Raw genomic sequence first — 26,690 nt, 5'->3', positions numbered from 1 at the left:
TTAAAGCGTGCCGATTCGGTCGAGTGCGGTTTTCAACTCATCACGGCTGAGGGTTGCAAAGGGCAGATCCAGGAAGGCCTGGCAGCGTAGTCCGATGCGTGCCAATGTCGCTCGGAAAGCTGCGTCAATCGTCTCGTCATCACCATCTACATCGGATGGATCTTCCAGTCCCCAGTGGGATTTTAGCGCCGGGCCGAAATACACCGGGCAAGTCTCGCCAGCGGCTTTGTCGCACACGGTGATGACGATGTCCGGCGGGTTACTTTCGAAGGCATCGTTGTCTTTGCTGTGCAAGCCATCAATGGCGATGCCGGCCTGTTGCAGCGTCGACAGACTGCGCGGCAACACCTGACCTTTGGGAAAACTGCCGGCACTCACCGATTCGAATCCCGCTGGCGCCAGATGATTGAACATGGCTTCAGAGAGGATGCTGCGGCAACTGTTGGCCGTGCACATGAACAGAACTCGCATGGATTGCTCCTATTGCTTTTGGCGGGCATCAAAGGCTCAGGCGCAGTGCCAGTGCCGAAAGAGTGATCAACAGAACAGGAAGGGTTAGCAGAATGCCGACCTTGAAGTAGTAGCCCCAGGTGACGCGCAGACCTTTGCGTTCCAGCACATGCAGCCAGAGCAACGTGGCGAGGCTACCGATGGGAGTGATTTTCGGGCCGAGGTCGCAGCCAATGATGTTGGCGTAGATCATCGCTTCGCGAACGAGCCCTTGGGCGTCGCTCGCCTGGATCGACAGTGCACCGATCAGCACGCTGGGCATGTTGTTCATCACCGATGACAACAGCGCGGACAGCAGGCCGGTGCCAAGGGTGGCACTCCATAAACCTTGCTCGGCCAAGCGGTCGAGGACAACGGCGAGTAGGTCAGTCAACCCCGCGTTCTTCAAGCCATACACCACCAGGTACATGCCCAGCGAGAACACCACAATCTGCCACGGCGCATCACGCATAACCCGCCGGGTAGCGATCTTGTGGCCCTTGGCAGCGACCGCAAAAAGGATCGCCGCACACACTGCCGCGACGGCACTGACAGGAATCCCCAGTGGTTCCAGTGCGAACAGCCCGACCAGCAATATCAGCAGTGTCCAGCCACCGACCACGAAGGTGGCGTGGTCGCGAATCGCTGCTTTGGGTTCCTGAAGCGCCTCAACCGGGTAGCGCAGTGGTACATCGCGCCGGAAGTACACAAACAGTACCAGTAAGGTCGCCGCGACACTCACCAGACTCACCGGCACCATCACCGATGCGTATTCGGCAAAGCCCAAGCCAAAGTAGTCGGCGGACACGATGTTGACCAGATTGGACACCACCAGCGGCAGGCTGGCCGTGTCGGCAATGAACCCTGCTGCCATCACGAATGCCAACGTCGCCGCCGGTGAAAAGCGCAGCGCCAGCAACATCGACATCACAATAGGCGTAAGGATCAGCGCCGCACCGTCGTTAGCAAATACCGCCGCTACCGCCGCGCCAAGCAACACGCAGAACGCGAACAATCGATAACCACTGCCCTTTGCCCATCGTGCAACGTGGAGTGCCGCCCATTCAAAGAAGCCGGCTTCATCCAGCAGAAGGCTGATGATGATCACCGCGATAAACGTGGCGGTGGCGTTCCAGACTATGGCCCACACTGTGGGAATGTCCTGCAGCGAAACGGCACCGACAGCAAGGGCGATCACGGCACCGAGCGTGGCGCTCCAACCGACGCCCAATCCTTTGGGTTGCCAGATGACCAGTGCGAGGGTGAAGACGAAAACAGCGAAAGCCTGCAACATTTCAAAACTCTCTAATCCGGATTCAGCAGCAGGCAGCTTCGCTCACCGGACGTCCGTCCATGTTCTGCAGGCGGGCGACGTTATCCTTGAGCCAGTCAGCATTGGCCAGGGACGTCACTTGCAGGATTTCGCGCACCCACGCTGGCAGATCCGGGTTGAGACGGTAATAGACCCACTGGCCCTGACGGCGATCGAGCAGCAAACCATTGCTGCGCAGTTGCGCGAGGTGGCGGCTGATTTTCGGCTGGTTGTCGTCAAGCGCACACATCAGTTCGCAGACGCAGAGTTCACCTTGATCGGCGATGAGCAGCATGGCGCGGACGCGGGTTTCGTCAGCGAGTCTCTTAAAGACTTCGGGAGGAGTGATCATGGGTCGCTCTGCATATATGAAGAATCGAATATACGCATATCCATATATATCTAGCAAGTAACTTCATGTCGACTGTCTGCTTTTGGCCGATTGTGTTGAGAAAGTCGGCTTTGGTTTCCACGGCAGAAAAGTGCGCGCCTGAGATTGAAATCTGTGTTGAATGCAGAAGGTTCAGGACTCAGATTTGACGTAGCCGCGTGCAAAAAAGGCGCTTTCACCGCTCAATGCATGAGTCACCAGGCCGGGTCGACTTTTTCAACACAATCGGCCGAACGCGGCCATACGACAAGCGCCACGAATCGTGGGCAATTTGGTAGTTTGTGTGCGGTCGGCAGGACGCCGGGGAGGGAGTAAATCATTTCCGCAACCTGAAGCGCACCCCTTGAGTTACGGGGCTTTCAGCTCGTCGATAAATGGAGTGATGCGGAAATGATAAAAGGTTAACTTGCTGTATTTAAAGAAAAAATCGCCAGTCTTGAAAACCGGCGAACGTTAATAGCGTTCCCAGGGTTCGAATCCCTGGTTTCCCGCCAAGATTCAAACAAAAGCCCCGCTTATGCGGGGCTTTTGTGTTTCTGGGGTTTGGCTGCCGCGGGCTTGTACTTGCTCAGCGTTCCATAACTATTATGGGATCGCTCCAGAGCTTTTCTACTTCGACGGCTTCGCAGTGGCGCTGAGCTGGCCGGCCTGCATCAGGATGACTTGGCCGCGATCAGCAATGCCGCAAGTGCTCAGACCGCCAGACACTGGAGAAGCAACAGGCCGCCGAGCAGGCCAGGGCCGACCTCGACGCTAAGGCTGCCAAGGAGAAAGCGGATGATCTTGCTGAAAATGAAAGGCTGCGCCGTGCTGCTGACGACTCTGCTCGTCGGCTGCGCATTGCGGGAGGTTGTCGTGCCGATACTTTTTGACGGTTCTTCTTATTCAATTGGTAGCCCAACCGGAGTAGGGCGATGCCAAAAAACCAGTAGTGCTATCTGATATATGGGCACTATTTCTCTCAGCAAAAATTAGACGCGCAGAGGGATCAGGTTGCATTGTGCAATATTCTTCCGGAGCGCTCAGGTGCGTGATGAATAAGCGGCGATTTGGTGGCGGGCTGATCAAGGCTTAAAGAAAAGCAAGACCTGCGAGCAGGCCATGGCGGCCTGCTGCAGTGACATTCATGAGTAGCGAGAGCAATAGTTTTTTTGTTCCTTTAGGTTTTTAGGTTACTGCTCTCTAGTGTTGCCTTATTGTTTTTAAGACGCGCTTCGGCAGCTCTCGCAACGCCATCCCTTATAACTTTCGGATTTCTCAAGCGCTGTAAGCAAATCACGACCGACTATACTATTTTGGCAGTTGTTATGTTTTTCATTTGGTTCTTTCATTCCCACGCATTGTTTTTTCAGGAAGGGGCTTACCACCGCCTGCTGCTTTGACGAAAGCGCTCTAAACCCCTTGTCCACGGCTAGCTTGGCGTAGCTTTGTACGCTCGGCTTTTCACCTTGAAATGCGTTCTGCGCGATAAGGGCCGAGAAAATCTCTCGCTCGATAGTCATTCGTTAATCCTTTGTTCAATCAACAAGTTTGCTCATGTTTTTTCTTGTTCTGAGCAATGCGAAAGCATACGTTACCATTGGTTGTTTTTTTATTGAACTGGGTTTCCATCCAGCTATAAAAGGCAAGGCTTCTCATTTTTGCTCAGTAAATGTTGATATCTTGGTGTTTAGAATATTTCAATAGGTCTTTGTTTCAATTTGTTTCCTGTTAGATGAGGTGAGGAAGTTCCGCTTTGCACTTTAATAAGGTCGTGCGCCGTGGGGGGCTCCTGTTTTTTTGCGTTAAATTTAAGGGTGAAAATACCGCTTTTGAGTTTCTCTAAAGTTCCGTGATTCCCTATTCCGGGCCGTCGATAAAATTTGCAAGACTGGTACTTTGTGCGTAGCGACCTATACTGCTTTGACTAACTAACAGGAGTGCGAAACTCTCTAATCTCCACAGAGCAGGTGGTGCGTTTGTAGATAGAGGCTGAGTCCCTGGCCGAGTCGGTTCGGGAGTGCCAACAGAAAGCCATAAGTGACGAGGGCGCTACTCATCATTGAATCCGATGGATCAGCTCAGGCCCTCTGTTCTGCAAATTTCCCTTAGCCGTGTCGACCTTGAACCACTCGAAAGCCTCGGCCGGCTCACCCTGGTGCAACACCATTTGCTCGCCCTGGCCTTCATCAACCCATTCAAACCAGTTGTCCACGGGCGTGATTGCCCGGTGTAGCCAGCCGCACTAGGTCTGCGTTCAAGGTTTCATCCTGAAGGTGGAGCAGGGCGCTTGGGTTGTGGGGGCTACGTTGTACCGCTCAAGCAGCGCCTCACCCACTGAGTTTGCCAGGCCGTAGATGCCCTCTAGGGCTTTGAGATTTGAGGCGACGAGCTGCGATCGATACCTGATAGGTCAAGGGACAGAATGGGGTGATCCGTAAGACATTCGGCGTGTAGTTCCAGTGGAACCACCCGAAAACAGGCGAGGAACAACGGCCGGAGTCACGCACGAGTTGGTTGGTTACATCCGAGCCTGTTTTCAACGCTCTACGGTCGTCGCACAGGCATTTTTCGTACAAAAACTAAGGGATGAAGGCGTTTGGCTATTAGCACAAGCGTGCTATTTGATCCTTCCCACTCACGGCTCATATTAATCCTCCTAAATTACAGAAATCGGGAAAGGACCTCCATGAGCTACAGACTTCCACCCCCTTGTCGATGGCTGGCTATCTTGGTCATGGCCTGCAGTACCTCGGCCATGGCCGAACAAGCCTCGGGCGACTACTGGATCATCTACGGTAAAGGGGAGCGTCTGCACAACGAGGTCTACGTCGCCGATGCCGCCGGCATCATGCAAAAGCCTGGTGGCGTGCAATCGGTGCAGGTCATGCAGCTGTTCGAAGATCCGGCCTTCCCAACCCTCGCCGCCTATGAGGTGCAGGTCAAATGCAAACAGCGCCAGATCCGCCTGGACAGCGCCCGGGCGATACGTCGCTTCGACGGTGCCGTGAAGGATGTGAAGACCAACATCCAAGGCTGGGTCGCACCGAAGGATTACTGGTTGCAGCGTACCTTTGCCTTCGTCTGCGCCCCAGACAACCGTGTGCGCAACCAGATGTTGCCGATCGGCAAGATGCCGGCGACGCGGATGGTCGCCACCATCCAGGCCATGTTCATTCAGTTGATCGGTGTTCAAGCCAACAGCCAGGCGGTGCAAGAGTTGGATGACATGCTAGACAGCAGCGCCCGATGAACACACGTTCTTTGCTGTTTCTCAGTGTGCTGCTACCTACCCTGGTCGGCTGTATCCCGACCCTGCCGGAGTTGCGCGCCAGCCACCAATGGCAGGGGCGCGACGCCAAGCAGGCCATCGACTTCTTTGGCCCGCCCGGGCGCATGGAACCGTTGCCCAGCGGAGGTGGGGTGCAGTTGGGCTGGTACCGCGACACCACCTATGTGCGCCAGGAGGTGGTCGGCAGCACCGCCGAGAGGCAAGGCAATGTGATGGTCCACACCAATTACTGGGATGACGTGACCCATCCTGGCGGCTGCACAATCCTCATGACGGTGGACAAGGCGCGGCAGATCAGCGACTTCTCTATCAAGGGCCGCTGTAACGGCGTGAACCTGGCGCCGTAGCAGCCCTGGAGAAAAAAGGCTCGTGGAGGGCGGGCTTGTTCTGCGATTGCAGTGCCCCGACTGGTCAGGCACCGCGAACCTTTTTTTCCTGCTGCCCCGGTGTATGCCCATGAAGGTTGTGGTCAGCAGCATCCTCGCCGACGACCAGGCCAAAGCTATTCGGCAAACCCAAGTACCGGGAGCGCAACATGAGCGAGCAACTATCGAATTTCATTTGAGCACGATGATTTTTGAAACCAGCTCGGCACTGTTCTTCGACTTCAATTTTTTCATCAATCGCCCTCTGTGTACTTCGACCGTACGATGCGAGATACCGATCTTGCGCCCGATTTCCTTGCAGGTCAGGCCATTGACGATGTGGGCCGAAATTTCCCGCTCTCGAGGTGTCAGGTTGACGGTCGGCCGAAACACTTGATCCACAGGTTCAAAGTGCCAGACCATCAGTTGAAAGGGGTCATCCGGTGTTAGCGTATAGCCATTGGCCCTGGCCCAGAACACCTCTCCACTGCGGTGCTGCATGAAGCGCTCATCCGAGTAAGCCCCGTTGGTGGCATGGCGCAGCCAGCTGAGGCTGCGTTCGCCCACTGTTTGGTAGTCGGCCTGTGACGGATAAAGCTTGAGGAGTCGCTCGCCTATCAACACTTCTCGGTCAAAGCCGAATAGCCTTTCGAACGCTTTGTTGAGTTCGAGTATGCAGCGATTTCCAGTTATCACTTGGGGAGCCGGGGATACTTGGAAGGCTAAACTTTTGAGGTCATGCAGTTGTTGCTCAGGATTCATCATGGCGAGCGACCTTAAACCAGCGGTATCTACCGGAATAATTACATACTCAAAGCTACACATCTATGTACGTAGTTACACGAATAGCGGAGGGCTAAATGCTGGGGCAGTCTAGGCGTACCTGATGGGTATTCCTCAGCGTAATTACTATAAAAACAAGGCAGGGCTTTCGTCATGCCTTCTCACAACAAAAATCCGGCCCAGCAACGCCGGCGTGCTTTCATAGGGGCCACCTCGGGCCACCTAATTGAGTGGTACGACTACGGCGTTTATGGATTCCTGGCGGTATACATTGGCCAAGCTTTCTTCGTGTCAGAAGATCCTACCACTAGCTTGTTGAGCAGCTTCGCTGCATTCGCGTTGAGCTTTTTTATTCGCCCACTTGGAGGTCTGTTTTTTGGCCCCCTCGCGGATAAGATCGGTCGGCGCCGGACGTTAATCACTGTCCTGATGCTCATGTCGGGTTCTACTTTCTGCATAGGTCTGTTACCCACTTATCATACGATTGGTATCGCCGCACCTATTCTTCTGATCCTTATCCGTTGCGTACAGGGTTTTTCCGCCGGTGGCGAGATCGGTACGATCACAAGTTTCATCTCTGAATATGCAGGGCCGGGGCGCAGAGGGTTTTCGACGTGCTGGCTTATGGTGACAGCGGTCTTAGGACTGGTGCTTGGCGGTGTGGTGGCCAATGGTATGACTTGGTTAATGGGGGCTGAGCTGATGCAAGAATTGGGTTGGCGAATTCCGTTTCTGGTTGCGGGACCAATGGGGCTGGTCTCCATGTACATCCGCTTGAAGCTCGAAGACAGCCCGGAGTTTCTGGCTTTGCAGAAAGCTGGCGAGACTTCGAAGGCCCCTTTACGAGAGGTGTGGCAGTGGAAGCGCTCGATCACGCTAGTGTTCTTCATCATTACCCTACATAGCTCGATCTTTTATCTGGTACTAACGTTTGCCTCCACCTATATGTCTCGCATCTTGAAATTCGATAGCGGTGTAACGCTGTTGTTTGTGTTCATCGCCAGCGTGAGCGCAGCGTTTGTAATGCCATTTGGAGGTATTTTCACCGACCGTTATGGCCGTAAGCCCTTTCTACTGGTCGTGGGAGGTCTGGCAACCCTAGCGATGTTCTGGTTCTTTAAATCCGCTCCCGGAGCCACACCCACGAGCTTCTTTCTGCCTTTGATGGCCGTCGCCATCCTATTCGGACTTTACGCTTCATCCACCTACGCTACGATGAGTGAGTTGTTGCCTACCCGGGTACGTTCAACAGGTATCGCTATAGCGTATAACATTCCGGTGGCGGTGTTTGGCGGAAGCGCTCCATTTATTTCTACTTGGCTAATCCAGCAAACAGGGGATATCACCTCGCCGTGGTATTTTTACATAGGTACAGGTGTCGTTTCACTTATTGCGCTTCTAATGCTACGCAAAGAAGATTTCGTAGGAGGCGATGCCACAATTCAAAATTCTGACAATTACAAAGTCGCTAATAAGAAAGACACCATTCCCGTTTGAGTCTTCAAGGAATACGTTATTACCGTAATGCCATAGTGGGCTGTCGTTTCTCGTCAGTTAGTTCTCGCGGTAATGGTCGCGGTGACGTCATACTGCCTCTCGGTAGAGAGTACTGATGCTCTCACAAATTAATTGGGTGATGGGCGTTGTGCGCATTGCTGTTTGAATGGGCAGTATGGGTCGTAAAGGAAAATTATGTTTTTAGGCATAAGATGGGTTGTCGTCTAAGTGTTTGTGCTGAAAAAAACGAACAAGCTTTGTTTGGTATTCATGGAGAATAAGAGGGTGGACATGCAAACTTATAATAAAACTCTACCGCACCCGGAGATGCCAAGTGCGGTGGCAGAACTTTTAAAGAGGCTGGCGTACGCTACGCCGGAGAATGCGCCATTGGTGCCAGGCCGGCGCTCATTTTTCAAGTATCGCGACTTGGGGCTTACAGACGCTACTGAAGGTGTGGCGAGGGCGCAAGTCACTTGTGCTACGGACATTATGGAACAGACCGGCTGGCATTATCATATCTGCGATGTTCATTTTATTTACACCCTGCGAGGGTGGATCGAACTTGAATTCGAGGACGGTCGGGTCATACGTGTGGGGCAGGGTGAGTCTCTGTTCATTCCTCCAGGGCTTAAGCATAACGAGACTGCAATTTCACCTGATCTCGAGCTCTTTGAAATGTCAGTGCCGGCTAAGATGGGGACGGTAGCATGTGACCCTCCGGATCATCTCCCCCGCCGAAGTAAATAAGAGCGTCCAGTCTTAGGCGGCATGATGGTATTCGTAGATTCCATTGAGCCGCTAATGCTGAAAGGTGCGAACGGGTACACCTCATATCCATCTTCTAGGGTGGTACTGATTAGCGTCGCCGAGAAAACTGAAAACGCGAGGAAAATATGGAAAAGAAAGGCTATTTGTTTGCAGAACTGACGATCACAGACCCCGACGTGTTCTACAACGAGTATATGGTGAGTGTCAGGCCTGTCCTTGAAAAATTCGGAGCCACTTTCTTGGTAGGCACGAACCAACCACACGTCATTGAAGGTAGTCGAATCGTTCCGCGGGTCATACTGCTTGAGTTTCCTTCGGTCGATGTGGCCCACGACTTTTATTATTCTTCTGACTACCAAAACATCATTGATTATAGATTTCGATCTTCGTCGGCCCATCTATACATCTTGGATGGTCTTTAGCGCTATGTGCTGTAGCCCAAGACGCAAAGAAGTATATCCATGTGTGGACGCCCGGCGCTCAGCACTCTACCTAGCGTTCAATATGGAGGGGAACACTGCGGTCGGCCAGTGTTCCGACGAACCCAGACGGGGGAATGCGTCGGGAGATGATGAGCCGTCGTTATACGACGAGACTTGATCAACTGTGGTCGGTTGCTTGTAAGTAGCGGTGTCTGGTAATCAGGCAGGAGTCATGAGGACAGCCAGCGTCAGCTTGATGAACTCTTCATTCGCAATGTGAGCGGCCAGGGCCGAACGACCCGTAACCTCATATCAGTGCTGAGCCGCGTTTACATTCGAGGCTTTCACCTAAGCCACGGATCATCTCCATCAAAGCCTTCACCCGCAGCGGCAAATTTCCGGCCGGGTACACCGCGTGCATCTGTGGGCTCTCACCGCTGCTGGAGGTGAGTTTGTACTCAGGACAAACCCGGCACAGGCGCCCAGCTTGCACTTCGGGCTCCGCCATCCAATCCGCCAAGCGGGCGATTCCGACGCCCGCCAGGGCTGCCTGGAATACCGCCAGACCGGAGCTGAAACGAAATTTAGGATGAACCCGAAAGCTGATGGCCTGCTCCTCACTGCGAAAATTCCACTCCTTGAGAATCCGCGGCGCCGTATGCAGGATCAGCGAATGCGACTCCAGTGCCTCGATGGAGTCGGGCATGCCGTTGCGCTCCAGGTAGCCGGGGCTGGCATACAGATAACGCGAGTAACTCCAGAGCGCAAAGCCGATCAAGTCGCTGGATTGTGGAAACGCGCCGCGAATCGAGAAATCCAGCTTGCTCTTGGCCGGGTCGATGATCTCATCGGTGAAAACCACATCGATGTTAACGTCCGGATAACGCTCGCAGTATTGCGCGATCAACCGGGGCAATACCCCGTGTCCGAGAAACTCTGGGGCGGAAAACCGGATCCAGCCGGAGGCCAAGCCGCTGAGGCCGGCCAGGTCTTCATCCACCTCACGTTGCAGTTCGAGCATTTTGTATGCATGGGGCAATAAGCATTCACCCGCTTCGGTCAAGCTCACGGCATTGGAGGAGCGATTGAACAACTTGAGCCCCACACTTTCCTCCAGGGCTTGAACCGCACGGGTCAGTGCGCTAGGGGAGCGCCCCAGAGTTCGTGCCGCGGCGACGAAGCTGCGCTTGCGAGCCACGGTCGCGAAGGCTTCAAGTTCACCCAACATGTTCAACGCCACTCTCCACCTCATTGCATTTTTCACAACGCGGCATTGCAACACAAAAAAGGCCCTTCCGTTAATCTTCCTGCTCAACCCACAAGGATGGGGTAAACAGGAGCGCAAGGACGTGTCGAAGTTAGATGAAGTAATCGGGAAGGCCGCAGCGTGTGTTGATGAAGTAATTCATGAGTTGCTGGAAAAAAAGTCAGTGAGTTCGAACCGACGGGAGATACCGCAAATTCATCTGTCGCTCGAAGAACAACGCGCACTTCAGGCCGGTCTGGCATCGCTGGAGGTGACCGATAGCGCCTCGGGTATCCGCCACATGCCGGACCTGGGGTTGTTGCTGGAAAGTGTCCTGAGCACCGAGAAAATCCAGCAGCTACGCAATTTTCCACAGGCCCGTGAAGTGGCGATGATCGTCAGGGGGCTGCCGCTGGACCCGCAACTGCCCGCCACGCCCTATGACCGGGAGCCGGGTATCGAGGACTTGTCGACACTGGCCGGGGCTATTTTGTCGGTGCTGCAAACTCTGCAAACCCGTCCGCTGGCGTACGAGGGTGAAAGCAACGACACGGTGTTCCGTCACGTATCGCCCAAGCACAAGCGAGAGACCGAAAAGAGCTCCTATGGCTCGCGCGCGGATCTGGGCATGCATGTCGACAACCCCCACCTGCCTTTGACCTGCGAACCCGTCTCGCAGCTGTCGGCCTGTCCGGAGTACCTGTCCCTGACCGGCCTGCGCTGCGAGCTCGATGTGCCGACGCGCATCGTCGCCATTGACGAGGTGCTGGCCATTCTGCCGGCCTACGTCGAAGAAGAATTGTCACGCCCGAACTTCACCGTTCGCCGACCGGCTTCCTTCGGCAAACAGGGGAATGTGCTGGAAAACGTCCCCTTGCTGTACAGAAACGCAACCGATGGCCTGTATTGCCGCTACAACAAAGCAAGTGTCGAGGCGACCTGCGCCAATGCGCAGTTTGCCCTCCAATTGTTCGCCGCCGTCGCCAATCATCCCGATGTCGTGCACCACATATTGCTGCAACCAGGGGACATGCTGATCTTCAAGAACCAGCAAACCCTGCATGCCCGGGATGGTTTTACACCCCGCTACGATGGCCGTGATCGCTGGATGTTGCGTGTCTTCGGGGTCAATGATCCGGCACGCGTGGTGCCGCTGGACCCTCATCAACCCTACATAGTCAGAGCCTGATTTCATGGTCGATATTGTCATCCTTTGCGTGTTCGCCTTCGCCGCCGGCCTGATCGATGCGGCGGTGGGCGGCGGCGGACTGATCCAGATTCCCGCGCTATTCAACGTGCTGCCCACCGCTCAACCGGCGGCGCTGCTGGGTACCAACAAGGTCGCGGCCGCCTGCGGCACCGCATTCGCGGCCCGGTCCTTCGTACGCAAGGTGGTGATCGACTGGGGGCTTGTGATCCCGGCCGCCTGCGCGGCCTTTGTCATGGCCTTCTTCGGAGCCGCCACGGTGTCGTTCGTACCCCAGTCGATGATCCGGCCGGCGGTGCTGGTGTTGATTGTACTGATGGCGATCTACACCTTCTGGAAAAAGGATTTCGGCGCCCTGCACAAACCCATGCGCATCGGTACCAAGGAAAAACTGCTGGCGATCGTCATTGGCGGTGCCATCGGTTTCTACGATGGTCTGTTCGGTCCCGGCACTGGCAGCTTCCTGATCTTCCTGTTTATCCGCTTCTTCGCCTTCGACTTTCTTCATGCCTCGGCATCGGCCAAGCTCGTGAACATCGCGACCAACGTAGCGGCACTGATGTTCTTCATACCGACGGGTAACGTGCTCTACCTGATCGCAATCCCCATGGCGGTATTCAACATCCTGGGCGCGCTCACTGGCACCTGGTTGGCGGTTCATAAAGGGGTGCCCTTTGTCCGGGCTCTATTCCTGGTGTTACTGGTGATTCTGATCAGCAAACTGTCCTACGACCTGCTCCTGTAAACCAGAGGAAAACTACATGCATCCCATGTTCGATCGCCTTGTGGCACTACTTGATGCCCGCTCAGCCTCCTACCGGGTGCTGATGCACGATGCCGAGGGGCAGTCGGCGCGCGTCGCCGAAATCCGTGGCACCGAGCCCGGCCAAGGCGCGAAGGCCATGCTTTGCTCCCTCAAGGGCCAGGCCGGCCCCTATGCACTGGTGATACTGCCGGGCGACCAGAAGCTGGACATGAAGAAAGTCGGAGCGGCCCTGGGCGGGAAAAAAGCCGAGCTGGTAAAGGCCGAAACCGCCATGGAACTGACCGGGTGCCGGATCGGCGCCATCCCTCCTTTTGTTTTCGATGAGCGGATTCAATTGATCGTCGATCCGGCCTTGACCACAGGCTACGCTGAAATAGCCTTCAACGCGGGGCGGCTGGATGCGTCGATGGTACTCGATACGCAGGATTACCTGGCGATTGCCATGCCTCGATTGCTGGATATCAGTCAGGCCTGAGCAGACGTTTTCGCATAGGTTTCAAGAATAAATCAGTCGCCTTTTTTCTCCGTCTCTACCGGGCTGACCGGTTACTACGGGTAGAAAGCGATAGACCTCAAGAGTCCGCTTTTGGCCGACAGACGTCTATCATGACAGGCAGAAACCGCTAGTTAGGAGCCATTTGGTGTGGCGTGTAAGAATTTACCGCCTTTAGCTTCAACTGCCGAGCGAACTCCCGCGGCATCTGATGTCGAGCCGATAAATGCAAGTTGCAACTTAGGAAGCATGCTTGATGTGTTACTTAAAGCTGCAATAGCTGAGTTGGCTGCAAAAGAACTATCGGTTCCTGAGATGGCGACACGCACATCAGCTTTGCTTGCAGGGGCAATTATTTGGTGGATGCCTGAAACAATTGGAGATTCTAAACCTGCACTTCCGATAAGCGCGGATGCCATAGCTCCGGAAATGCCGTTATTCGCTGCGGGAACCCAAACTAGATTGAATTTTTGTTGCTCAAATAAAATTGCCGCAGATTGCGCGGCTTGCTGTGGCGATTGGCTCCCAGTTGTAGCGCATCCGACTAATGCAAATAACAAAATTGTGAATGCCGCGAAAAGTTTCATAACTGCTCCTGAATATTTATTAGGCGACGGTTCTGTCGCCCAATTGCTGAGTGTATGTTGTATGACTTTCCATCGCTAGTTCCACTCAAGTACTTCGTTCTGCACAGGACCTGATGTGGCCGCAAACACTGGAGGAGCATGTCGAGCTATTTGTTGAGCACTACCCGTACATGAGAACGCAGATCTCTTTTTTCTTGTCCCAAGCAAGCAATCCATACGCCAAACCAAAAGAGTTTACGACTCAGCTCCATGATTTTTTGACCTGGATGGCTTCAGAAACCGCCTAGGTCTGCGGTGGGTCGACGCCAGCCCTTCGCGAGGGCTAGCAGTCGGCCGACAATGCTCACCCCTTGGTCAGATCAACCAACGGCGTCTGCCGCACCTCAGTCTCCCGCCCATCCTGAATCTCGCTCACCTGCTTCAAGGCCTTATCCACCGCCGCCTTATCCGTCAACAAGCTGTAGCTGATGCGGAACTGCTTGTGTTCCTTGGGCCCAATTGTCGGCACCAGGTTCAGTGGCCGCTGATAACGGCGGTTGTAGGAAAAACTGGTCCCCGGCTCCAGCCCCGTGACATAGCCCTGGCCTTGGGTATCGGTGTTTTTCCATAGGGAAAACACGGGCAGTGTCTGGGTATTGAAGCCGACCGAAACGCCCAGGCTGCCGGCCTTGTTATGCAACACGGTCAACGTATCGCCCTTGGCATCGGCATACGGCACCACGTTGTAAACCGTTTCGTCGTAGTCCTTGGTCGGCGCGCGGTAGGTTTGCCAGTCGGGCAGGTCGCCCTTGGCCTTGTCGTTGAACGGCGACACCTGTTTCACCGGCGCGGCGAAACGAGCGCCTTGCTCCAGGAACGGGGTACTGAAGTTGCTGTGATACAGCGCCTGGTACTCCTTCGGATAGTCGCCATTGTTGGTCAGGGTGTCGTTGAGGGCGAACACGACGCTGCCGGGTTCGGTGACCAGTTCGGTCGCGACCGAGAAGTCGACCTTCTTGAATGCCTGCTCTTTCAGTTCGCCGCGCAGGGTGATGGCATACGGTGGTTTTTCATCGATATGCAGGGTGACTTTGTTCGCAGGAGTGTTGGCGGCCCGACCGTGCAGGGTCAGCAGTTCGCCGTTGTCGACGCCGGGGTGGCCGACCCATTCGTAGCCGCAGCGGGTGACCAGTTCATTGAAACCTTCCAGCCAGCCCAGGCCACCGCGGCCATTGAGTTCGATGAAGGACGGATTGATCACTTCCTTGACCGGAGAATCCCAGCCCATGCGCACATTGCCGACCGAGGCCTGCAAGACGTTCATTCCGCGAGTCGGCACTACCGAGAGTTTCATCGTGCCGTTATCGATGTCGACGATGCTGACACCTTCCTGCCGTCCGCCGTGCAAGGTGCGTAGGGTAACGCTGAAGGGTTTGTCGGTTTTTATTCCGAGTTGCTGGCTGGTGATCTGCCAGTTCTGGGCGGCTTTGTCGGTGTCGAGCAGAACGTAATCCCAGGCCATGGCGTGGGAGGCAGCGGACAGTGCACTGAGGGCAACAAAGAGTTTAAGCGGGGTCATGGCTGCAGCCTTTCTTGGAGTTGTGCCATTTTTATAAACGTGATGAAACGTTTCAGCAAGCTAAAAAATCGACCCACCGCCGACGATGTTGGCAGTGGGCGCGGGGCAAACACGGTTGTGTCGTTGATAGCCCAAAGCAGACCGTCCGCATTCGGTCGAATGCTTCACAAAAGCGATGCGAGGTTTAATACGAAGGGGAAGCGATAGAACATTTTTGGGGTGAAATTTTCAGATGGTTGAATACGCATATACTGGGCATGATGCGGGTAGTGGCTATTTGATGTTGTCTTGTGAGGTCTATTGAGCGTCGATGAATAAAACTGATCTGCTTGAGTATCTGATAGAGACCAGTTCCGCGATGACCCGATGCGACATGGATGACGCGATCCTTCTACATTTCGATTTGGTGATGGAGAACTATCGACAAAAACCGCTGTTTTACAAAAATCTGCTCAAATATGACAGGTTTATGGTGGCGCTTTCTTTGTTGAGCTTTAATTACAAAGATCATTTGGTGCCCCTGTCCAAGGTTAAAGCGTTCTGCCAAGAGCGTGGTTATTTATCGCGCAATAGCTTGGACTCTTACTTTTCGTTTTTCTTTATTGCCGGTTATATGCAAGTCCGGATGCATGACGAAGACAGTAGGCAGCGTGTTTTCAAACCCACGGGCGCGGCGCTGTGTGAAACCACCAGGATGATTAAGTCTTATCTGCTGCCGTCGCAGTTGATAGTTCCATACGACGCTTGCCTGAAAGATGTATGGGAGTCGGAAGACATGCTGCGTGTGTTTTTTCATGGCTTCGCAAAGTTGTTGGAAGCTGATGTGATGCTTGACAAGTTATTGCCTGAAGCAAAATGGATTATGAACAGAGATGGTGGGCATCTGCCGATGCTTGCCTTGTATGTAGACAGCTTGCGTAAGGATTCAATTCAGGCCGGTTATAAGGTGTCGACGTATATTGAGCTTTCTTCGCGCTTGGGTGTGTCGAAGACTCATATCATACGCATGGTTCGAGAAGGTGAGCTACACGGATATTTCAAATGCCACAAGAATACGGTGGAACTACTTCCGGCTTTTCTGGATTTGGTGAGGCGCACCATGGCCATAAATTTTTCAGTGGCGCGAATTAGCTTGAAATTAGGAATGGGGGATAGCGAGTTTAATGATAAGTATCCCCGGGCCAAGTCGTTGCTTGGTTTGTAGCGTGAATGCTTTTGAAAGGCCGTGTTGTTGGGCGGCATAATATACAGACATTGTCCTTTATTGTAGTACTCGTTAGCATCGGAGGTCAGTGTGTTTAACCGTCGCATTAAAAATGCTCTGCTCGACTGCAAGGGCGAGCTCGGTACATTACTTGGCGTATTCGCCAACCTTGAATCGGTTTTTATTTCACTGCGTGTTGATCGGGCGGGCCGAATCATCTCGGCCAACCAGCGATTCGCCGATGTGCTTGGCTATTCGTTAGATGAGCTATCCGGCTCGGAGATTAGCAACATACTGGCTGAGCCGCGCAGCGCGTTTGCGCCGAATCTGCGGGCCAGTGAATTGCAGCGCTACACCACTGCAAATGGCCAAATTGTCACGCTTGGCATGTGTTGGCTCTCTTTGTCTGAACGCACATTTCAAGGCTACGGCTGTATCGCTCCGCCGTTGGCGCGGGACGAGCAGGAAGGCGTGGAAATGTTCAGCGCCTTGAACCGGTCAACCGCGATTGTGCAGTTCAGCCTCGCTGGTGAAGTCCTACATGCCAATAAGCCCTTTATCGACGCAATGGGCTACAGCCTTGCAGAGATAGAAGGCAGGCATCATCGCCTATTCTGCCTGGACGAGGATGTTGCTTCTGCGGCTTACGCTGATTTCTGGAAGTCGTTGAATAAAGGTGCGTTCATTGCGGGGCGCTTTCGCCGCCTGGATAAACACGGCCGGGTCGTGTGGCTAGAAGCAACCTATAACCCGATCAAGGATGCTTGCGGGCAAGTGTACAAGGTCGCCAAGTTCGCCAGTGTGGTGACAAAGCAGGTTGAGAGAGCCGATAGAGTCAAACAGGCAGCACACATGGCTTACGAGGTTTCGCTCGATACCGATGTCAAGGCGGACCGGGGCATGGGCCTGGTAGGCGACTCGGTAATATCCATGCAAACCATCGCGCAACAAATGGCTTCAGTGACCGCAAGCATGAGTGCCCTTGAGTCACAGTCGCTGTTGATCGGATCTATTGTTGACACTATCGGCGCCATTGCCACGCAAACAAATCTCTTGGCGCTTAACGCTGCCATCGAAGCTGCGCGCGCGGGAATGCACGGCCGTGGTTTCGCGGTAGTTGCGGATGAGGTGCGCAAACTCGCTGGGCGCACCAGCACGGCGACACAGGAGATTGCCAGCGTAGTGCGACAGAACGGTGAGTTGGCCCGTCAAGCCACTGTTCAGGTGCAGTGCAGCCGAGACCAGGCCGATAGGTTGCTGGAGCTGGCTGAGCAGGCAGGCAGGGCGATGGCAGATATTCAGTTGGGTGCCAAGCAAGTCGTGGAAGCAATTGGGCGGGTCACCAGCGACCTGGATTGATGAGCATCGTTAGCATGTCATTACAAGGCAGTGGAAGTAATCCTTGGACCTTTTTTGTGCACGTTGCTCGCGCGTAGAAAAACTACCTATTCTGAAATTGCAGCTTGAATAAACTATCTTTCCAAAAATGCTAATAACGTGCGGTGGTCGACCTTGTGTATATGTCGAAAAGAATGTGCGAGCCGCGTGGGACGAGCCTATGAAAAGTTCAGCTATGCAAGATTGGGAAGCCCTGATTGTTCGATATGAGCCAGAAATGGATTTGGAAACTTACTATTTCGGTCTGTTGGACGCGGCAGACGAATTGTTGCGCAGCGGCCTTGTTAGCGACACGGAGTGGCGGCAGATGGCACGGCTGTCGGCAAATTTTTTTATCGAAATGATTGAAAGGGGGCAGGGCGAAGACGTCGAATAATCTGAGTCGTTATGGAAAGGGAATTAGAGATGCCAGCGACTTTCAAGATTAGGCCGCGAATGCGGACATTGTTATCACCCGCGGTAACAAAAGTTGAGTTGGTTGGGGTGGTGGCCTGGCTGGGTGTTTTGTTGGTGGATCCAGTGCCGAGTATCAATTGGCTGAATTTTTCAATTACCATGTGCCTGCTCTTAGTTTGTCACTTTCATCGTGCGACTGGTAACTTCCTGGTATGGCGGTTTTTGGGTGGCGTATACATCGTTGTATTGGCATTTGGTTTTTCTTGTGTGATTGATTCCGGTGCAGAGCTGCGTGTATTCGCCCTGCCTCTGGCCGTTATAATTGTGGTGAGTAGCGCCATTTTATTTATCACGGTTCAAGACTATCTGCTCTCCAGTGCGCTGGTGTGGATTTTGATGTGGTCAAACCTTGACGTGGGCATGTATAGGGGCTTGGAAGTATACCTGGTGCTGTTTTGCGTATCGTCCATGTCAATTGGCTTTACCCTGAGCTTTACATATTTGAAAAATATGCGCTCAGTGTTATTGATCGAGAGTGAGTTCAGAACCCTGGCGGAGACCGATTTTCTTACCTCTATACTCAACCGGCGAGCATTTATGGAGAGTTTCCAGCAAGTGATGGCAGGTGGGGGCGATGGCTATTTTATAATGTTGGATATCGACAGTTTTAAAATTAAAAATGATCAGTATGGTCACGATGTGGGCGACAAGATTTTATGCGCAATGGCCGCGTGCTTGCAGTCCACGCCTGGCAGTCACACTGTTGGAAGGATTGGTGGGGAGGAGTTCGGGGTTTTACTGTTGGGTGACGATGATTCGGTCGCCAATGAATACGCGTTGCGGCTTTTGGACGCGATCCGGCACAGCGTCTCGCCACCCCATCACTACACCTGCAGTGCCGGTATCGCGCGATTCTCGGCGACGTCCGACATGTCTGCAGTACTTAAGTCTGCCGACTGTAATATGTATGAGGCCAAGCGCAACGGTAAGGATCGTGTTTTTAGGGATGGCAAGCAGCTCATGCCGCCAACTCATGGTACGCCACGGTGAATAACTGATTGGGTAGGGCTGAATTGCCCCCAGCTTTACAATCACGGCAAGAAGCGCAGGGAGCGCGTGTCTGCCGGGCACCGTGGCCGACGCTCGTGTATTCAGGAGGCAGATGAATCTGCATCGCGAAGCATTGCTACCAGTTCAGACGCCAGGGCGGCCGCTTCTTGGCGATAGTCTTTGTTCCAGCAGCAGGACCAGTCATCAGGCCTGCCCTGATCTTCCCATTGCGCCAACGCAAGCCCGTTGATTATCTCCAGTTCGAACCAGAGGCGTTGCCAAGCGACGGCGTCCTGGACCAAAGCAGTGTCCTGCCACAGGAATTCTGTTTGCGCGACAAAAGCCGACCATGCGAACAGATCCTCTGAGGCTCGTTCGGCGAGCGCTGGCCAGTACTTTCTGACACCCAATGAACGACTCCTTGTAGTTGTGTTGGCAGCCATGAGTTTGTCCCCGTGACCCGCTTTATAAAACATCTATGCCAGGGTAGAGATCCGCCGGTGGATGATAATCGGGATCCTCGAAGCGGCCATTGTTGTAATGGGTTTTGGCCGTCGGCCCTTCGCCTTTGTACGACACCTGCGAGTTTGGTGTGAGATGCCACCCATCTCCGTTTTTGTCGCGCTCGATCAGAGACGGATACAGCGTGCAGGTGCCTGCTGAACCTGATGTCAGCCTGAACTGGTAAAAGTGTCCAGCTTGGGGCGTGAACTTCGTCGTGACAGAGCAGGATTGCGTGCGTCCCCCTTCCCAGAACATACCCACATGCGTTTCGATGCCTGGTCGGATCCGCGTTTCGTAATAGTCCGACGTGAGGTTTTGCCCTGCTTTCGGCATACCCTCATCTTGCGTATGGATGAACGGAAGCGGCCCACTGCGAATGACGCCGCCCGAGCGTATGCCGTTTTCGTATTGGTACAGATCGGCATGCTGAGTGAAGTTGACGATGCGGATCCAGGCGGGGTTCGGCTCGTTTTCAGGTGCCGTGAAGTAATCGGTGTGTGGCAAATACTGGCAGCCTGCGAACAACGGCAGAGCCAGCAGGCAGAGTGCAGTGCGTATCGACATGGGGCCTGTCCTGTTGCGGAGTCAGGGTAGAGACCACAAAAAAAGAGGAGCATTGCGTAACAGCTGAAAAATCTCGATGGGGTTATTAGCGTCCCTGAACCGCCAGTCTTCTGTGGAACGCCAGCGCTACGCGCCGGTCATCAATCACATGGGCGTGGCAATGAGTAAGATTGCGGTCCCGTGTGCGGCTATGGCGGCGTTTACCCCGTAGCGCAATCGTCCTAGCATCTCGCCACGTCCGTCCTTGGACATGAGAGTCCAGCCGCGTCTTAGAAGCTGTAGCGGGCCGTCAGTTTGAAATTGCGTGGGTCGCCGTAGACGTCGTACGGTTCATAGCCCCCGTTGGCGATGCTGACGTAATAAGTACGGTCGAACAGGTTGTTTACGTTGAACTGCAAATCCAGTTGCTCGCTGGCCTTGTAGCCTGCCACCAGGCCGGCCACGGTGTACGAGCCCTGTCGATTTTGCCATGCACTGCTACCGCTGCCTCCCGCGGTGCGGATCTGGCTCTGCTGGTAAACATCACCGCCAATGCGCCAGCGTTGCAGGTCGCCGGGTAGGCTGTAGATCGTGGAGAGCTTGAATAGCTGACGCGGCAGTCGGCGGTTGAAGTCCTGGCCTTCCAGGGTTGCATTGGCGTCGTTGACGTATTTCGTCTGGGTGTAGGTGTACCCAGCGGCCAGTTGCCAGTTTTCGGTCAGGGCGCCCTGAATTTCCAGGTCAACACCTCGGCTGCGCACCAGGCCGGAAGCCTCGTGGCACGAACTGTTGGCGGCTGGACCGCAGCCTTTGACGTCAGGCAATTCCTGGGCGCGATTCTTCTGATCAATCTGGAAAACAGCGAGGCTGGCGTTCAGTGCGCCATCGAAGTATTCGCCCTTGATACCCACTTCGTAGTTCTCGCCCAAGATAGGCTCGATCACTTGCCCACCGAGGCCTTTTTCGGTCTGTGGCTTGAAGATATCGGTGTAGCTGACGTAGACCGAGTGATTGGCGTCCAGGTCATAGACCAGGCCGGCATAGCGGGTCAAATTGCGCGTGACCTTGTAGCTGCTTGCGGGGGTGGCCCTGCTTTCGAATTCGTACCAGTCCAGACGACCGCCGAGAATCAGCGACAGAGGTTCGGTCAAGCGCAGGCGGGTGCTGGCATAGAGACTGTCCTGAGTCGTCGTCTCGAGGCGGCCGTCGGCGCCTTTGACGATATTGGGCTTGGTATGACCACGTGGGTCCCACGCGAACAGATCGACGTTGCTGTCGATGAACCTTTCCCAAATATTACCGGTACGATAATCCAGCTGGCGCTTGCTGAGGCCCATGCTGAAGTCATGTTCTTGACCCAGCAACTGGAAGGGGCCGCTGAGGGCCAGGTCATAACCTCTTTCCTTCTGCTCCATGGCTTGCGTCCATAGATAGTGGCGGTTGTATCCCCATATGGAAGAGGCCAGTACGTCATTGTCGGTCGTCGACTGCATGGCTGCCATGCGCAGCTTCCAGTCGTTGGCGAAACCGTGCTCCAGGGTCGCGAAATAACCGGTGGTGCGGTTGTTCATGTATTCATAGTCGTGTCCCAGGAACGTGTCCCGGGGTAGCCCTAGATGGCCACCGCCACGGGCCATGGGCAACCCGCCCCAGACGTAGTTGGTGTAGTCCTTCTGCCGATAGGCGCCCAGTGTCAAAGTGGTGGTATCAGTCAGGTCGGCGTCTACCACGCCGTAGTACAGGTCCGCGTCACTTTCCACCGACTCGCGGAAGCTTTTCGAGTCTTGCCGCGAGAGCACGGTACGGGCGCGCAAAGTGCCGCTTTCATTGAGTGGGCCGCCAATGTCCAGGGTGCTGCTGTAATCGTCCCAACTGCCAGCGCTGCCGGTGAGCACCGCCTGGAACTTATGTGTCGGGCGTTTACGCACCAGGTTGATGGCGGCCGCAGGGCTGCCGGCGCCTTGGGCCAGGCCGGTGGCGCCGCGAACGATTTCCACCCGGTCATACATGGCCAGGTTGGCTTCGCTGCTGGGCAGGTAGGTGAGGAAGCTGGTGGGAAAACCGTCGTACATGACGGTGTCGACGTCAAACCCGCGCGCGCTGAAGGTGGGGCGCGCCACGCCGCCGGAGTTATTGAGGAAAATCCCCGGCGCGCTTTGGGCCACATCACTGATGGTGGTCATGGCCTTGTCGTCCATGCGTTTGCGCGTGACCACGCTGACCGACTGTGGCGTTTCACGCAAGGTCAAGGGCAGCTTGGTGGCGGTCTGCATGGCGCCGGTGGTGTAGGAACCGGTGTTCTCGGTCGTTTCGCCCATCTCCTGGCCGACGATTGCCGTTTCCCCCAATTGCAGGGTGCTGCTTGATTCGGGAGCCTTCTCCAACATCACGCTGTTCGCGCCGGTCGCGCGCCAGGTCAAGCCGCTGCCTTTCAATACTTCAGCCAGTGCCGCCTCTGGCTCTTTGGGGCCCACCACCCCTAGGCTGTTTTTGCCGGCTACCAACGTGCCATCCACTATCACCTGTAAACCGCTTTGGGCAGCCAAGCGGTTCAGCGCGCTCGCCAAGGGTTGCGGTGCGATATTGAATGAGTGGGGATCAGCAAACGCCAGGCCGGATATCAGCACGCACAACAGTGTAAGCGGGGCTGCGGACAAAGATTTTATTGGCAAACCTTCAGGTAACGGATGCTGCATCAGTGCTCTCCCTAATACGAAACATTATCGTTCTAGGGAGGGGAGACGGGTGACACGCCAACACCCGTAAAAATAGTCAAGTCTTGGAGGAGATCACCAGCAGATAGTCGGTGTAGCGCTCGATCTTGAGGGGAAAGACTTTCTCCAGCGTCGCCAGGCCGTCGTCCAGGTCGTCGAGTTGAAAGGTGCCGCTGACTTTGAGTGTGCCCAGGCTCGTGTCCCGTATCAGGATGATCCCCGGACGATAGCGTTCGACCTGCTCAAGCACCTGCGCAAGCGGCGTCATTTCGAAGACCAGGCGACCCTGCTCCCACGCCAGTATCGTGTCGACGACCACACTCTGCTTGGCGCCCAGGCCATCGGCACGCCCACCCACGGTTTCGCCAGCGCTGAGCGTCACCTTGTCAGGCGCATTGGTGACAGCCACACGCCCGCGGCGCACCGTGACATCCACGTGCTCTCCATCACGGCGCACTGCGTAGATCGTGCCCAGGGCCGTAGCGCTCAGGGCCCCTGCCTGCACACTGAAGGGCCGTTGTGGGTCCGGCTTTACATCGAACACGGCCTCGCCCTTGCGCAGGGTAATGCGGCGCCCATCGTCAGTGAAATTCACATCAACGGCGCTGTTGGCATTCAAGGTGATGTGAGAACCATCAGCAAGCGTGACCTGGCGACGCTCAGCGGTGCCGGTGTAATAGTCTGCGTCCAACGCCATGTATTGCGCCCATGCCACGCCGAGCCCGAGTACCAACGATGCTGCGATACCCATTGCCCACACGCGTCGCGACGACGGCCGTGCTGCGGCACGAGGCTCGGCCAGATGTGCGCTTAAACTCCACAGCCGACGCGCCTCGACAAACGCCTGCTGATGCTCCGGTGCCTGTTCGCACCATGCCCGCGCCGCGGCCACATCAGAGGGCTGCACCGAGCCCGAGGTAAGGCGAATCACCCACGCGTGGGCAGTGCGCTGGACTTCGCTAATGGATTGGGGGGTGTCGGATTGATCATGCATACCGGCTATCGTTGCAGGCATTGGCTGAGAAAGTCGAGAGTAATAGCTAATTGTTTTTCCACCGTACTTACAGATACCTGCAGTTGAGAGGCTACTTCCTTATGGGGAAGGTTGCGCAGCCGGCACAGGGTAAATATCTCCTGGCACTGGATAGGTAAGCGGTGCAAAGCGGCGGCCATTGCGGCGAGTTCCTGTTGCGCTACCACGACATCGAACAGAGCCGGGCTTTCGCCCGTTACCTCGTAAAGGTAGGCGGTGCCTTCGTCGAGGCGCTCCCGTGTTTGCCTGCTGCGTGCATGATCAATCGCCAAGTTACGGGCAATTTTAAAGATAAAGCCGCGTAGGTTGAGCACCGGTTTACGGGGTGGCTGACGGAGCAGGCGCAGGTAGGTTTCCTGAGTCAGATCGGCAGCAGTCTCAGGATTGCGCAACTGACGATGAAGAAACGAACGCAACTCGGTGGCATGGGCCCGAAACGCCACCTCAAGCTCTTCGGTGGTCATGCTCGACATTGGCAGAGATCACGCAGAGGAAAGCTCCGTACTTTAATGATAGCGCTTCGCATTAACAATCTTTTCTTGGGCTGCCAGCTTGATCGGCCTATGACTGGAAATGGCAGCGACTGGCAGAGTGCGGCCAGGGGATGAGTCTGCTGACCCGTGGGCTGTTGGGCAGTTTGTGTTCGGCCAGCCATGACCGGGCAATTGCATGTCGACTAAAGAAACCTTGCCGCTCATGGTCAGGTTCAGCTGGCCATGGCGCATCAGGATGAGCTCCCTGTTCACTGTGTTTACGTCCTTGTGTTGCTGGTGGGGCGGGTGAAGGATGAGTGCTTACGCGCAGTTAAAGTCAGGTGGCTACTGGGTAGGCAGAACATTGAGTCGGGAGGGTACCAACTGGACAATAGGCGCGCGGCATCCCGAAAAAATAATCAGGGCTTTTATAAAAGGCAATGAGCCACTAGCCCATCTGTGCTAGTTCTCCCGCGAACGAATCAATGTTAACTTTTGGGCTTTATTTTTGTGGTGAAAGAGGCTTCTTTTTAGTGCCTTCTCTAAAAGTTTATTGGTCCGGAAATTAATTAAATCCCCGTTCCCCAGCGAAGCCGAAGTTAGGGTTGCGCTCAACCCTATTGCAACTAAGGAGAGTGCTCATGAATTACCGATGCCTGCTGCCCATGCTCTTGCTGGCTGGTTGTGTTTCGCAACCCAATCATCAGGGTGTCAATTGGGGAGATGGCGCTTGCCCCAAACCCGCGCCAGAAAGCATTTCGGCCACTAATCATCTGGTGATAGAAGACGGTAAGACACTGAAATGCCAAATCCGCCCTTATGTCTGGAACATGGCTTGCCAAGGGATCGTCGACGCAGGCACTGAAGGCGTTATTTGCCAGGACAATGGGGGGAACCAGATGATTTTCTTGTTTGATGACAAAGGCGTGTTGACTACGCATCGCAGCTTGAAGGCGGGCTAGTGCGGACGTCATGATTGGCTAATCGCCCAGGCGGCCACCGCATGCACCTTATGGGTGCCTGAAGTCAAACCGCAGTAAGGGCTGGCGCTTGTTGCTGGGTTTACATGCCCAAGGTCGGAATGGTCACCTGGCCACATTCTATGAGTTGGCCAGCGGTCACTTGAAGCACATCATTGGGTTTTGCGGCGTATCCGGCAAGAAAGCCGATGGCCAGCAACGCGATACAGAGCAGGGATCTTCTTAAAATCATCGGGAATTCGCTGAGTCATGGGTATGAAAACATGCAGCACTGATTCCAGATTGTGAAAAAGGTTCCTGGCGTGCGGGTTCTGCCAGGCGCCACCTATGAAAGCAGCACCACACGGGCGCTCTCGAATAGCACGGGCCGTACAAGAATCTTGTAGCTGTCAGCATCGAACGACTGCGGTGGCAGGGCCGGCGCCAACCGGGCTTCGGCCTCCGAGGCATAAGTCCCGATGTACCGCCAGTTGTCCACGACGTGGTATTGCTCTATCTGGCCATGGCGTTCATGCAGCGCAATGGCGGCGGGGTACGGCCAGCGATGGACGGCCCAGTGCGCCAACGCCTGTAGCAAACGCTCGGTGTGGGCTGCATGGGTTTCATCGCCCCGGCATGCTCCTGCGCATTTACGGATCTGCGCGCGGAAACAGCCCTTTGCGCTGGGTGGTTCTATGCCCAGCAGGCCATGGCAGAGACGGTGCTCGTCGGCGAGCAGCATCAACGCTTCGATTGCCATGCGTCGGCTGCGAAACAGCCCATACAACTGTGGCCCCTCGGCTAGCGCGGTGGTGTCGATGATCTCGAGTTTGCCGTTGTGCATGCGCAGCGAGCACAGGCGCCGTTGCCGGCGCAGGCGTTTGTTCTTCAAGGGCTGCATCTCTTTGATCAGGCGCGACTCCAGCAACAATGCACCGATTTCCCCTGCGGTCTGCTGGTACTCGATCCGCTGTGCCTGGCGCAACATGCGCGCTTCTTCTGGGTTGCGCAGGTGCGCCAGCAGGCGGCTGCGAAGATCGACACTTTTACCAATGTACAACGGCATCGACTCGCCTTGCGCGTAGAAGAAATACACGCCAGGTGCGCGCGGTGCCGCCTCGGCCTGGGCGCGAAGGTGGGCAGGGTACTCGAAGGGTGGGGCGGGGAGAGTCGGGCGTAGAGGCATGCCCGATATAGTGCGGCATCATCTGGCGCAAAGGGTAGCCGCCGGTCGGTCCAGTCTCGCGGCAGTCGATAG

At 55.1% G+C, this 26,690-nt stretch carries 27 protein-coding genes, 1 tRNA gene and 4 pseudogenes; 17 read left to right on the top strand and 15 right to left on the bottom strand.

Annotated features, from left to right (window positions below):
* The 3 genes from GDV60_RS15805 to GDV60_RS15795 are packed head-to-tail and all read right to left on the bottom strand — an operon-like array spanning position 1 to position 2,153.
* Positions 1-471 (bottom strand): arsenate reductase ArsC, encoded by a 471-nt coding sequence (locus tag GDV60_RS15805; protein WP_070996064.1) that lies wholly within the window; start codon positions 469-471, stop codon positions 1-3.
* Positions 472-499: 28 nt separating this feature from the next.
* Positions 500-1,783, bottom strand: a complete 1,284-nt coding sequence (locus tag GDV60_RS15800) for an arsenic transporter (protein ID WP_070996065.1) — start codon at positions 1,781-1,783, stop codon at positions 500-502.
* Between the two features lie 22 nt (positions 1,784-1,805).
* Entirely contained in the window at positions 1,806-2,153 is a 348-nt protein-coding gene (locus GDV60_RS15795; RefSeq protein WP_070996066.1) for a metalloregulator ArsR/SmtB family transcription factor, read from the bottom strand.
* 425 nt (positions 2,154-2,578) lie between these two features.
* Here GDV60_RS15795 and GDV60_RS15790 point away from each other — a divergent pair.
* Positions 2,579-2,682 (top strand) — tRNA-Ser (locus GDV60_RS15790).
* 287 nt (positions 2,683-2,969) lie between these two features.
* Complete coding sequence (locus GDV60_RS15785) at positions 2,970-3,134, top strand: hypothetical protein (RefSeq protein WP_159908063.1); 165 nt, start codon at positions 2,970-2,972, stop codon at positions 3,132-3,134.
* A 260-nt stretch (positions 3,135-3,394) separates the two neighbouring features.
* Here the strand turns inward: GDV60_RS15785 and GDV60_RS15780 are convergent, their stop codons facing one another.
* Together GDV60_RS15780 and GDV60_RS26855 are read right to left on the bottom strand one after the other, a co-directional pair.
* Positions 3,395-3,694, bottom strand: a complete 300-nt coding sequence (locus GDV60_RS15780) for a hypothetical protein (RefSeq protein ID WP_133714819.1) — start codon at positions 3,692-3,694, stop codon at positions 3,395-3,397.
* 536 nt (positions 3,695-4,230) lie between these two features.
* Positions 4,231-4,581, bottom strand: a pseudogene (locus tag GDV60_RS26855) (hypothetical protein).
* A 327-nt stretch (positions 4,582-4,908) separates the two neighbouring features.
* On the opposite strand from GDV60_RS26855, the gene GDV60_RS15775 reads away from it, so the two are divergent.
* Both GDV60_RS15775 and GDV60_RS15770 read left to right on the top strand, forming a co-directional pair.
* A complete protein-coding gene (locus GDV60_RS15775; protein WP_092239211.1) occupies positions 4,909-5,424 on the top strand; it encodes a hypothetical protein in 516 nt (171 codons plus the stop codon).
* Complete coding sequence (locus GDV60_RS15770; RefSeq protein WP_092239213.1) at positions 5,421-5,810, top strand: hypothetical protein; 390 nt, start codon at positions 5,421-5,423, stop codon at positions 5,808-5,810. Before GDV60_RS15775 ends, GDV60_RS15770 begins: the two co-directional genes overlap by 4 nt.
* 210 nt (positions 5,811-6,020) lie before the next feature.
* Here the strand turns inward: GDV60_RS15770 and GDV60_RS15765 are convergent, their stop codons facing one another.
* On the bottom strand, positions 6,021-6,593 hold the full coding sequence (locus tag GDV60_RS15765) for a PAS and helix-turn-helix domain-containing protein (RefSeq protein WP_092239215.1): 573 nt from the start codon (positions 6,591-6,593) through the stop codon (positions 6,021-6,023).
* Positions 6,594-6,764: 171 nt separating this feature from the next.
* Here GDV60_RS15765 and GDV60_RS15760 point away from each other — a divergent pair, with 171 nt between their 5' ends.
* From GDV60_RS15760 to GDV60_RS15745, 4 genes and pseudogenes are all read left to right on the top strand, one after another.
* Positions 6,765-8,108 (top strand): MFS transporter, encoded by a 1,344-nt coding sequence (locus tag GDV60_RS15760; protein ID WP_159908061.1) that lies wholly within the window; start codon positions 6,765-6,767, stop codon positions 8,106-8,108.
* Between the two features lie 270 nt (positions 8,109-8,378).
* Positions 8,379-8,858, top strand: coding sequence for a cupin domain-containing protein (locus tag GDV60_RS27115; protein ID WP_371923829.1), 480 nt, complete (start codon positions 8,379-8,381; stop codon positions 8,856-8,858).
* 146 nt (positions 8,859-9,004) lie between these two features.
* Complete coding sequence (locus tag GDV60_RS27110; protein ID WP_092239221.1) at positions 9,005-9,301, top strand: DUF1330 domain-containing protein; 297 nt, start codon at positions 9,005-9,007, stop codon at positions 9,299-9,301.
* A gap of 86 nt (positions 9,302-9,387) precedes the next feature.
* Positions 9,388-9,507 (top strand): annotated as a pseudogene (locus tag GDV60_RS15745) (DUF4113 domain-containing protein); the annotation flags it as partial.
* Positions 9,508-9,608: 101 nt separating this feature from the next.
* Here the strand turns inward: GDV60_RS15745 and GDV60_RS15740 are convergent.
* A complete protein-coding gene (locus tag GDV60_RS15740; RefSeq protein ID WP_133714816.1) occupies positions 9,609-10,541 on the bottom strand; it encodes a LysR family transcriptional regulator in 933 nt (310 codons plus the stop codon).
* On the opposite strand from GDV60_RS15740, the gene GDV60_RS15735 reads away from it, so the two are divergent.
* The 3 genes from GDV60_RS15735 to GDV60_RS15725 are packed head-to-tail and all read left to right on the top strand — an operon-like array spanning position 10,528 to position 12,995.
* Positions 10,528-11,736, top strand: coding sequence for a TauD/TfdA family dioxygenase (locus tag GDV60_RS15735; protein ID WP_256679308.1), 1,209 nt, complete (start codon positions 10,528-10,530; stop codon positions 11,734-11,736). The genes GDV60_RS15740 and GDV60_RS15735 overlap by 14 nt on opposite strands.
* A 4-nt stretch (positions 11,737-11,740) precedes the next feature.
* The gene (locus GDV60_RS15730; protein ID WP_159908057.1) at positions 11,741-12,499 is read left to right on the top strand and encodes a TSUP family transporter; all 759 of its coding nucleotides are present in this window, start codon (positions 11,741-11,743) and stop codon (positions 12,497-12,499) included.
* 16 nt (positions 12,500-12,515) lie between these two features.
* Complete coding sequence (locus GDV60_RS15725) at positions 12,516-12,995, top strand: YbaK/prolyl-tRNA synthetase associated domain-containing protein (protein ID WP_016964635.1); 480 nt, start codon at positions 12,516-12,518, stop codon at positions 12,993-12,995.
* A gap of 152 nt (positions 12,996-13,147) precedes the next feature.
* Here GDV60_RS15725 and GDV60_RS15720 read toward each other — a convergent pair whose 3' ends face one another.
* Positions 13,148-13,600: a hypothetical protein gene (locus GDV60_RS15720; protein WP_159908055.1), complete on the bottom strand. Its 453-nt coding sequence runs from the start codon at positions 13,598-13,600 to the stop codon at positions 13,148-13,150.
* 343 nt (positions 13,601-13,943) lie between these two features.
* Positions 13,944-15,158, bottom strand: coding sequence for an aldose 1-epimerase family protein (locus tag GDV60_RS15715; RefSeq protein ID WP_159908053.1), 1,215 nt, complete (start codon positions 15,156-15,158; stop codon positions 13,944-13,946).
* 310 nt (positions 15,159-15,468) lie between these two features.
* Between GDV60_RS15715 and GDV60_RS15710 the strand changes: the two genes are divergently transcribed.
* The 5 genes and pseudogenes from GDV60_RS15710 to GDV60_RS15695 all read left to right on the top strand — a co-directional run bounded on the left by GDV60_RS15710 (position 15,469) and on the right by GDV60_RS15695 (position 19,206).
* A complete protein-coding gene (locus tag GDV60_RS15710) occupies positions 15,469-16,362 on the top strand; it encodes a hypothetical protein (protein ID WP_159908051.1) in 894 nt (297 codons plus the stop codon).
* Between the two features lie 90 nt (positions 16,363-16,452).
* A pseudogene (locus GDV60_RS27105) lies at positions 16,453-17,169 on the top strand (PAS domain-containing protein); the annotation flags it as partial.
* Positions 17,170-17,355: 186 nt separating this feature from the next.
* A pseudogene (locus GDV60_RS27100) lies at positions 17,356-17,721 on the top strand (methyl-accepting chemotaxis protein); the annotation flags it as partial.
* 199 nt (positions 17,722-17,920) lie between these two features.
* Entirely contained in the window at positions 17,921-18,136 is a 216-nt protein-coding gene (locus GDV60_RS15700; RefSeq protein WP_133714811.1) for a hypothetical protein, read from the top strand.
* A 29-nt stretch (positions 18,137-18,165) separates the two neighbouring features.
* Complete coding sequence (locus GDV60_RS15695; RefSeq protein WP_159908049.1) at positions 18,166-19,206, top strand: sensor domain-containing diguanylate cyclase; 1,041 nt, start codon at positions 18,166-18,168, stop codon at positions 19,204-19,206.
* Between the two features lie 101 nt (positions 19,207-19,307).
* On the opposite strand, the gene GDV60_RS15690 is transcribed toward GDV60_RS15695, so the two are convergent.
* The 5 genes from GDV60_RS15690 to GDV60_RS15670 all read right to left on the bottom strand — a co-directional run bounded on the left by GDV60_RS15690 (position 19,308) and on the right by GDV60_RS15670 (position 24,464).
* The gene (locus tag GDV60_RS15690; protein WP_029293623.1) at positions 19,308-19,616 is read right to left on the bottom strand and encodes a hypothetical protein; all 309 of its coding nucleotides are present in this window, start codon (positions 19,614-19,616) and stop codon (positions 19,308-19,310) included.
* A gap of 55 nt (positions 19,617-19,671) precedes the next feature.
* On the bottom strand, positions 19,672-20,274 hold the full coding sequence (locus tag GDV60_RS15685; RefSeq protein WP_159908047.1) for a hypothetical protein: 603 nt from the start codon (positions 20,272-20,274) through the stop codon (positions 19,672-19,674).
* Between the two features lie 269 nt (positions 20,275-20,543).
* The gene (locus GDV60_RS15680; protein ID WP_256679307.1) at positions 20,544-22,757 is read right to left on the bottom strand and encodes a TonB-dependent siderophore receptor; all 2,214 of its coding nucleotides are present in this window, start codon (positions 22,755-22,757) and stop codon (positions 20,544-20,546) included.
* Positions 22,758-23,025: 268 nt separating this feature from the next.
* On the bottom strand, positions 23,026-23,961 hold the full coding sequence (locus tag GDV60_RS15675; protein WP_159908043.1) for a FecR family protein: 936 nt from the start codon (positions 23,959-23,961) through the stop codon (positions 23,026-23,028).
* Between the two features lie 5 nt (positions 23,962-23,966).
* A complete protein-coding gene (locus GDV60_RS15670; protein ID WP_224791095.1) occupies positions 23,967-24,464 on the bottom strand; it encodes an RNA polymerase sigma factor in 498 nt (165 codons plus the stop codon).
* A gap of 650 nt (positions 24,465-25,114) precedes the next feature.
* Between GDV60_RS15670 and GDV60_RS15665 the strand changes: the two genes are divergently transcribed.
* Complete coding sequence (locus tag GDV60_RS15665; protein ID WP_092239241.1) at positions 25,115-25,435, top strand: hypothetical protein; 321 nt, start codon at positions 25,115-25,117, stop codon at positions 25,433-25,435.
* Between the two features lie 343 nt (positions 25,436-25,778).
* Here GDV60_RS15665 and GDV60_RS15660 read toward each other — a convergent pair whose 3' ends face one another.
* The gene (locus GDV60_RS15660) at positions 25,779-26,618 is read right to left on the bottom strand and encodes an endonuclease (protein ID WP_133714808.1); all 840 of its coding nucleotides are present in this window, start codon (positions 26,616-26,618) and stop codon (positions 25,779-25,781) included.
* Positions 26,619-26,690: the final 72 nt, after the last annotated feature.

Source organism: Pseudomonas sp. DTU12.1 (assembly GCF_009873475.1).
Taxonomy (GTDB): Bacteria; Pseudomonadota; Gammaproteobacteria; order Pseudomonadales; family Pseudomonadaceae; genus Aquipseudomonas; species Aquipseudomonas proteolytica.
The sequence above is the reverse complement of the archived record's forward strand: the minus strand, read 5'-3'. Positions and strand labels throughout refer to the sequence as shown.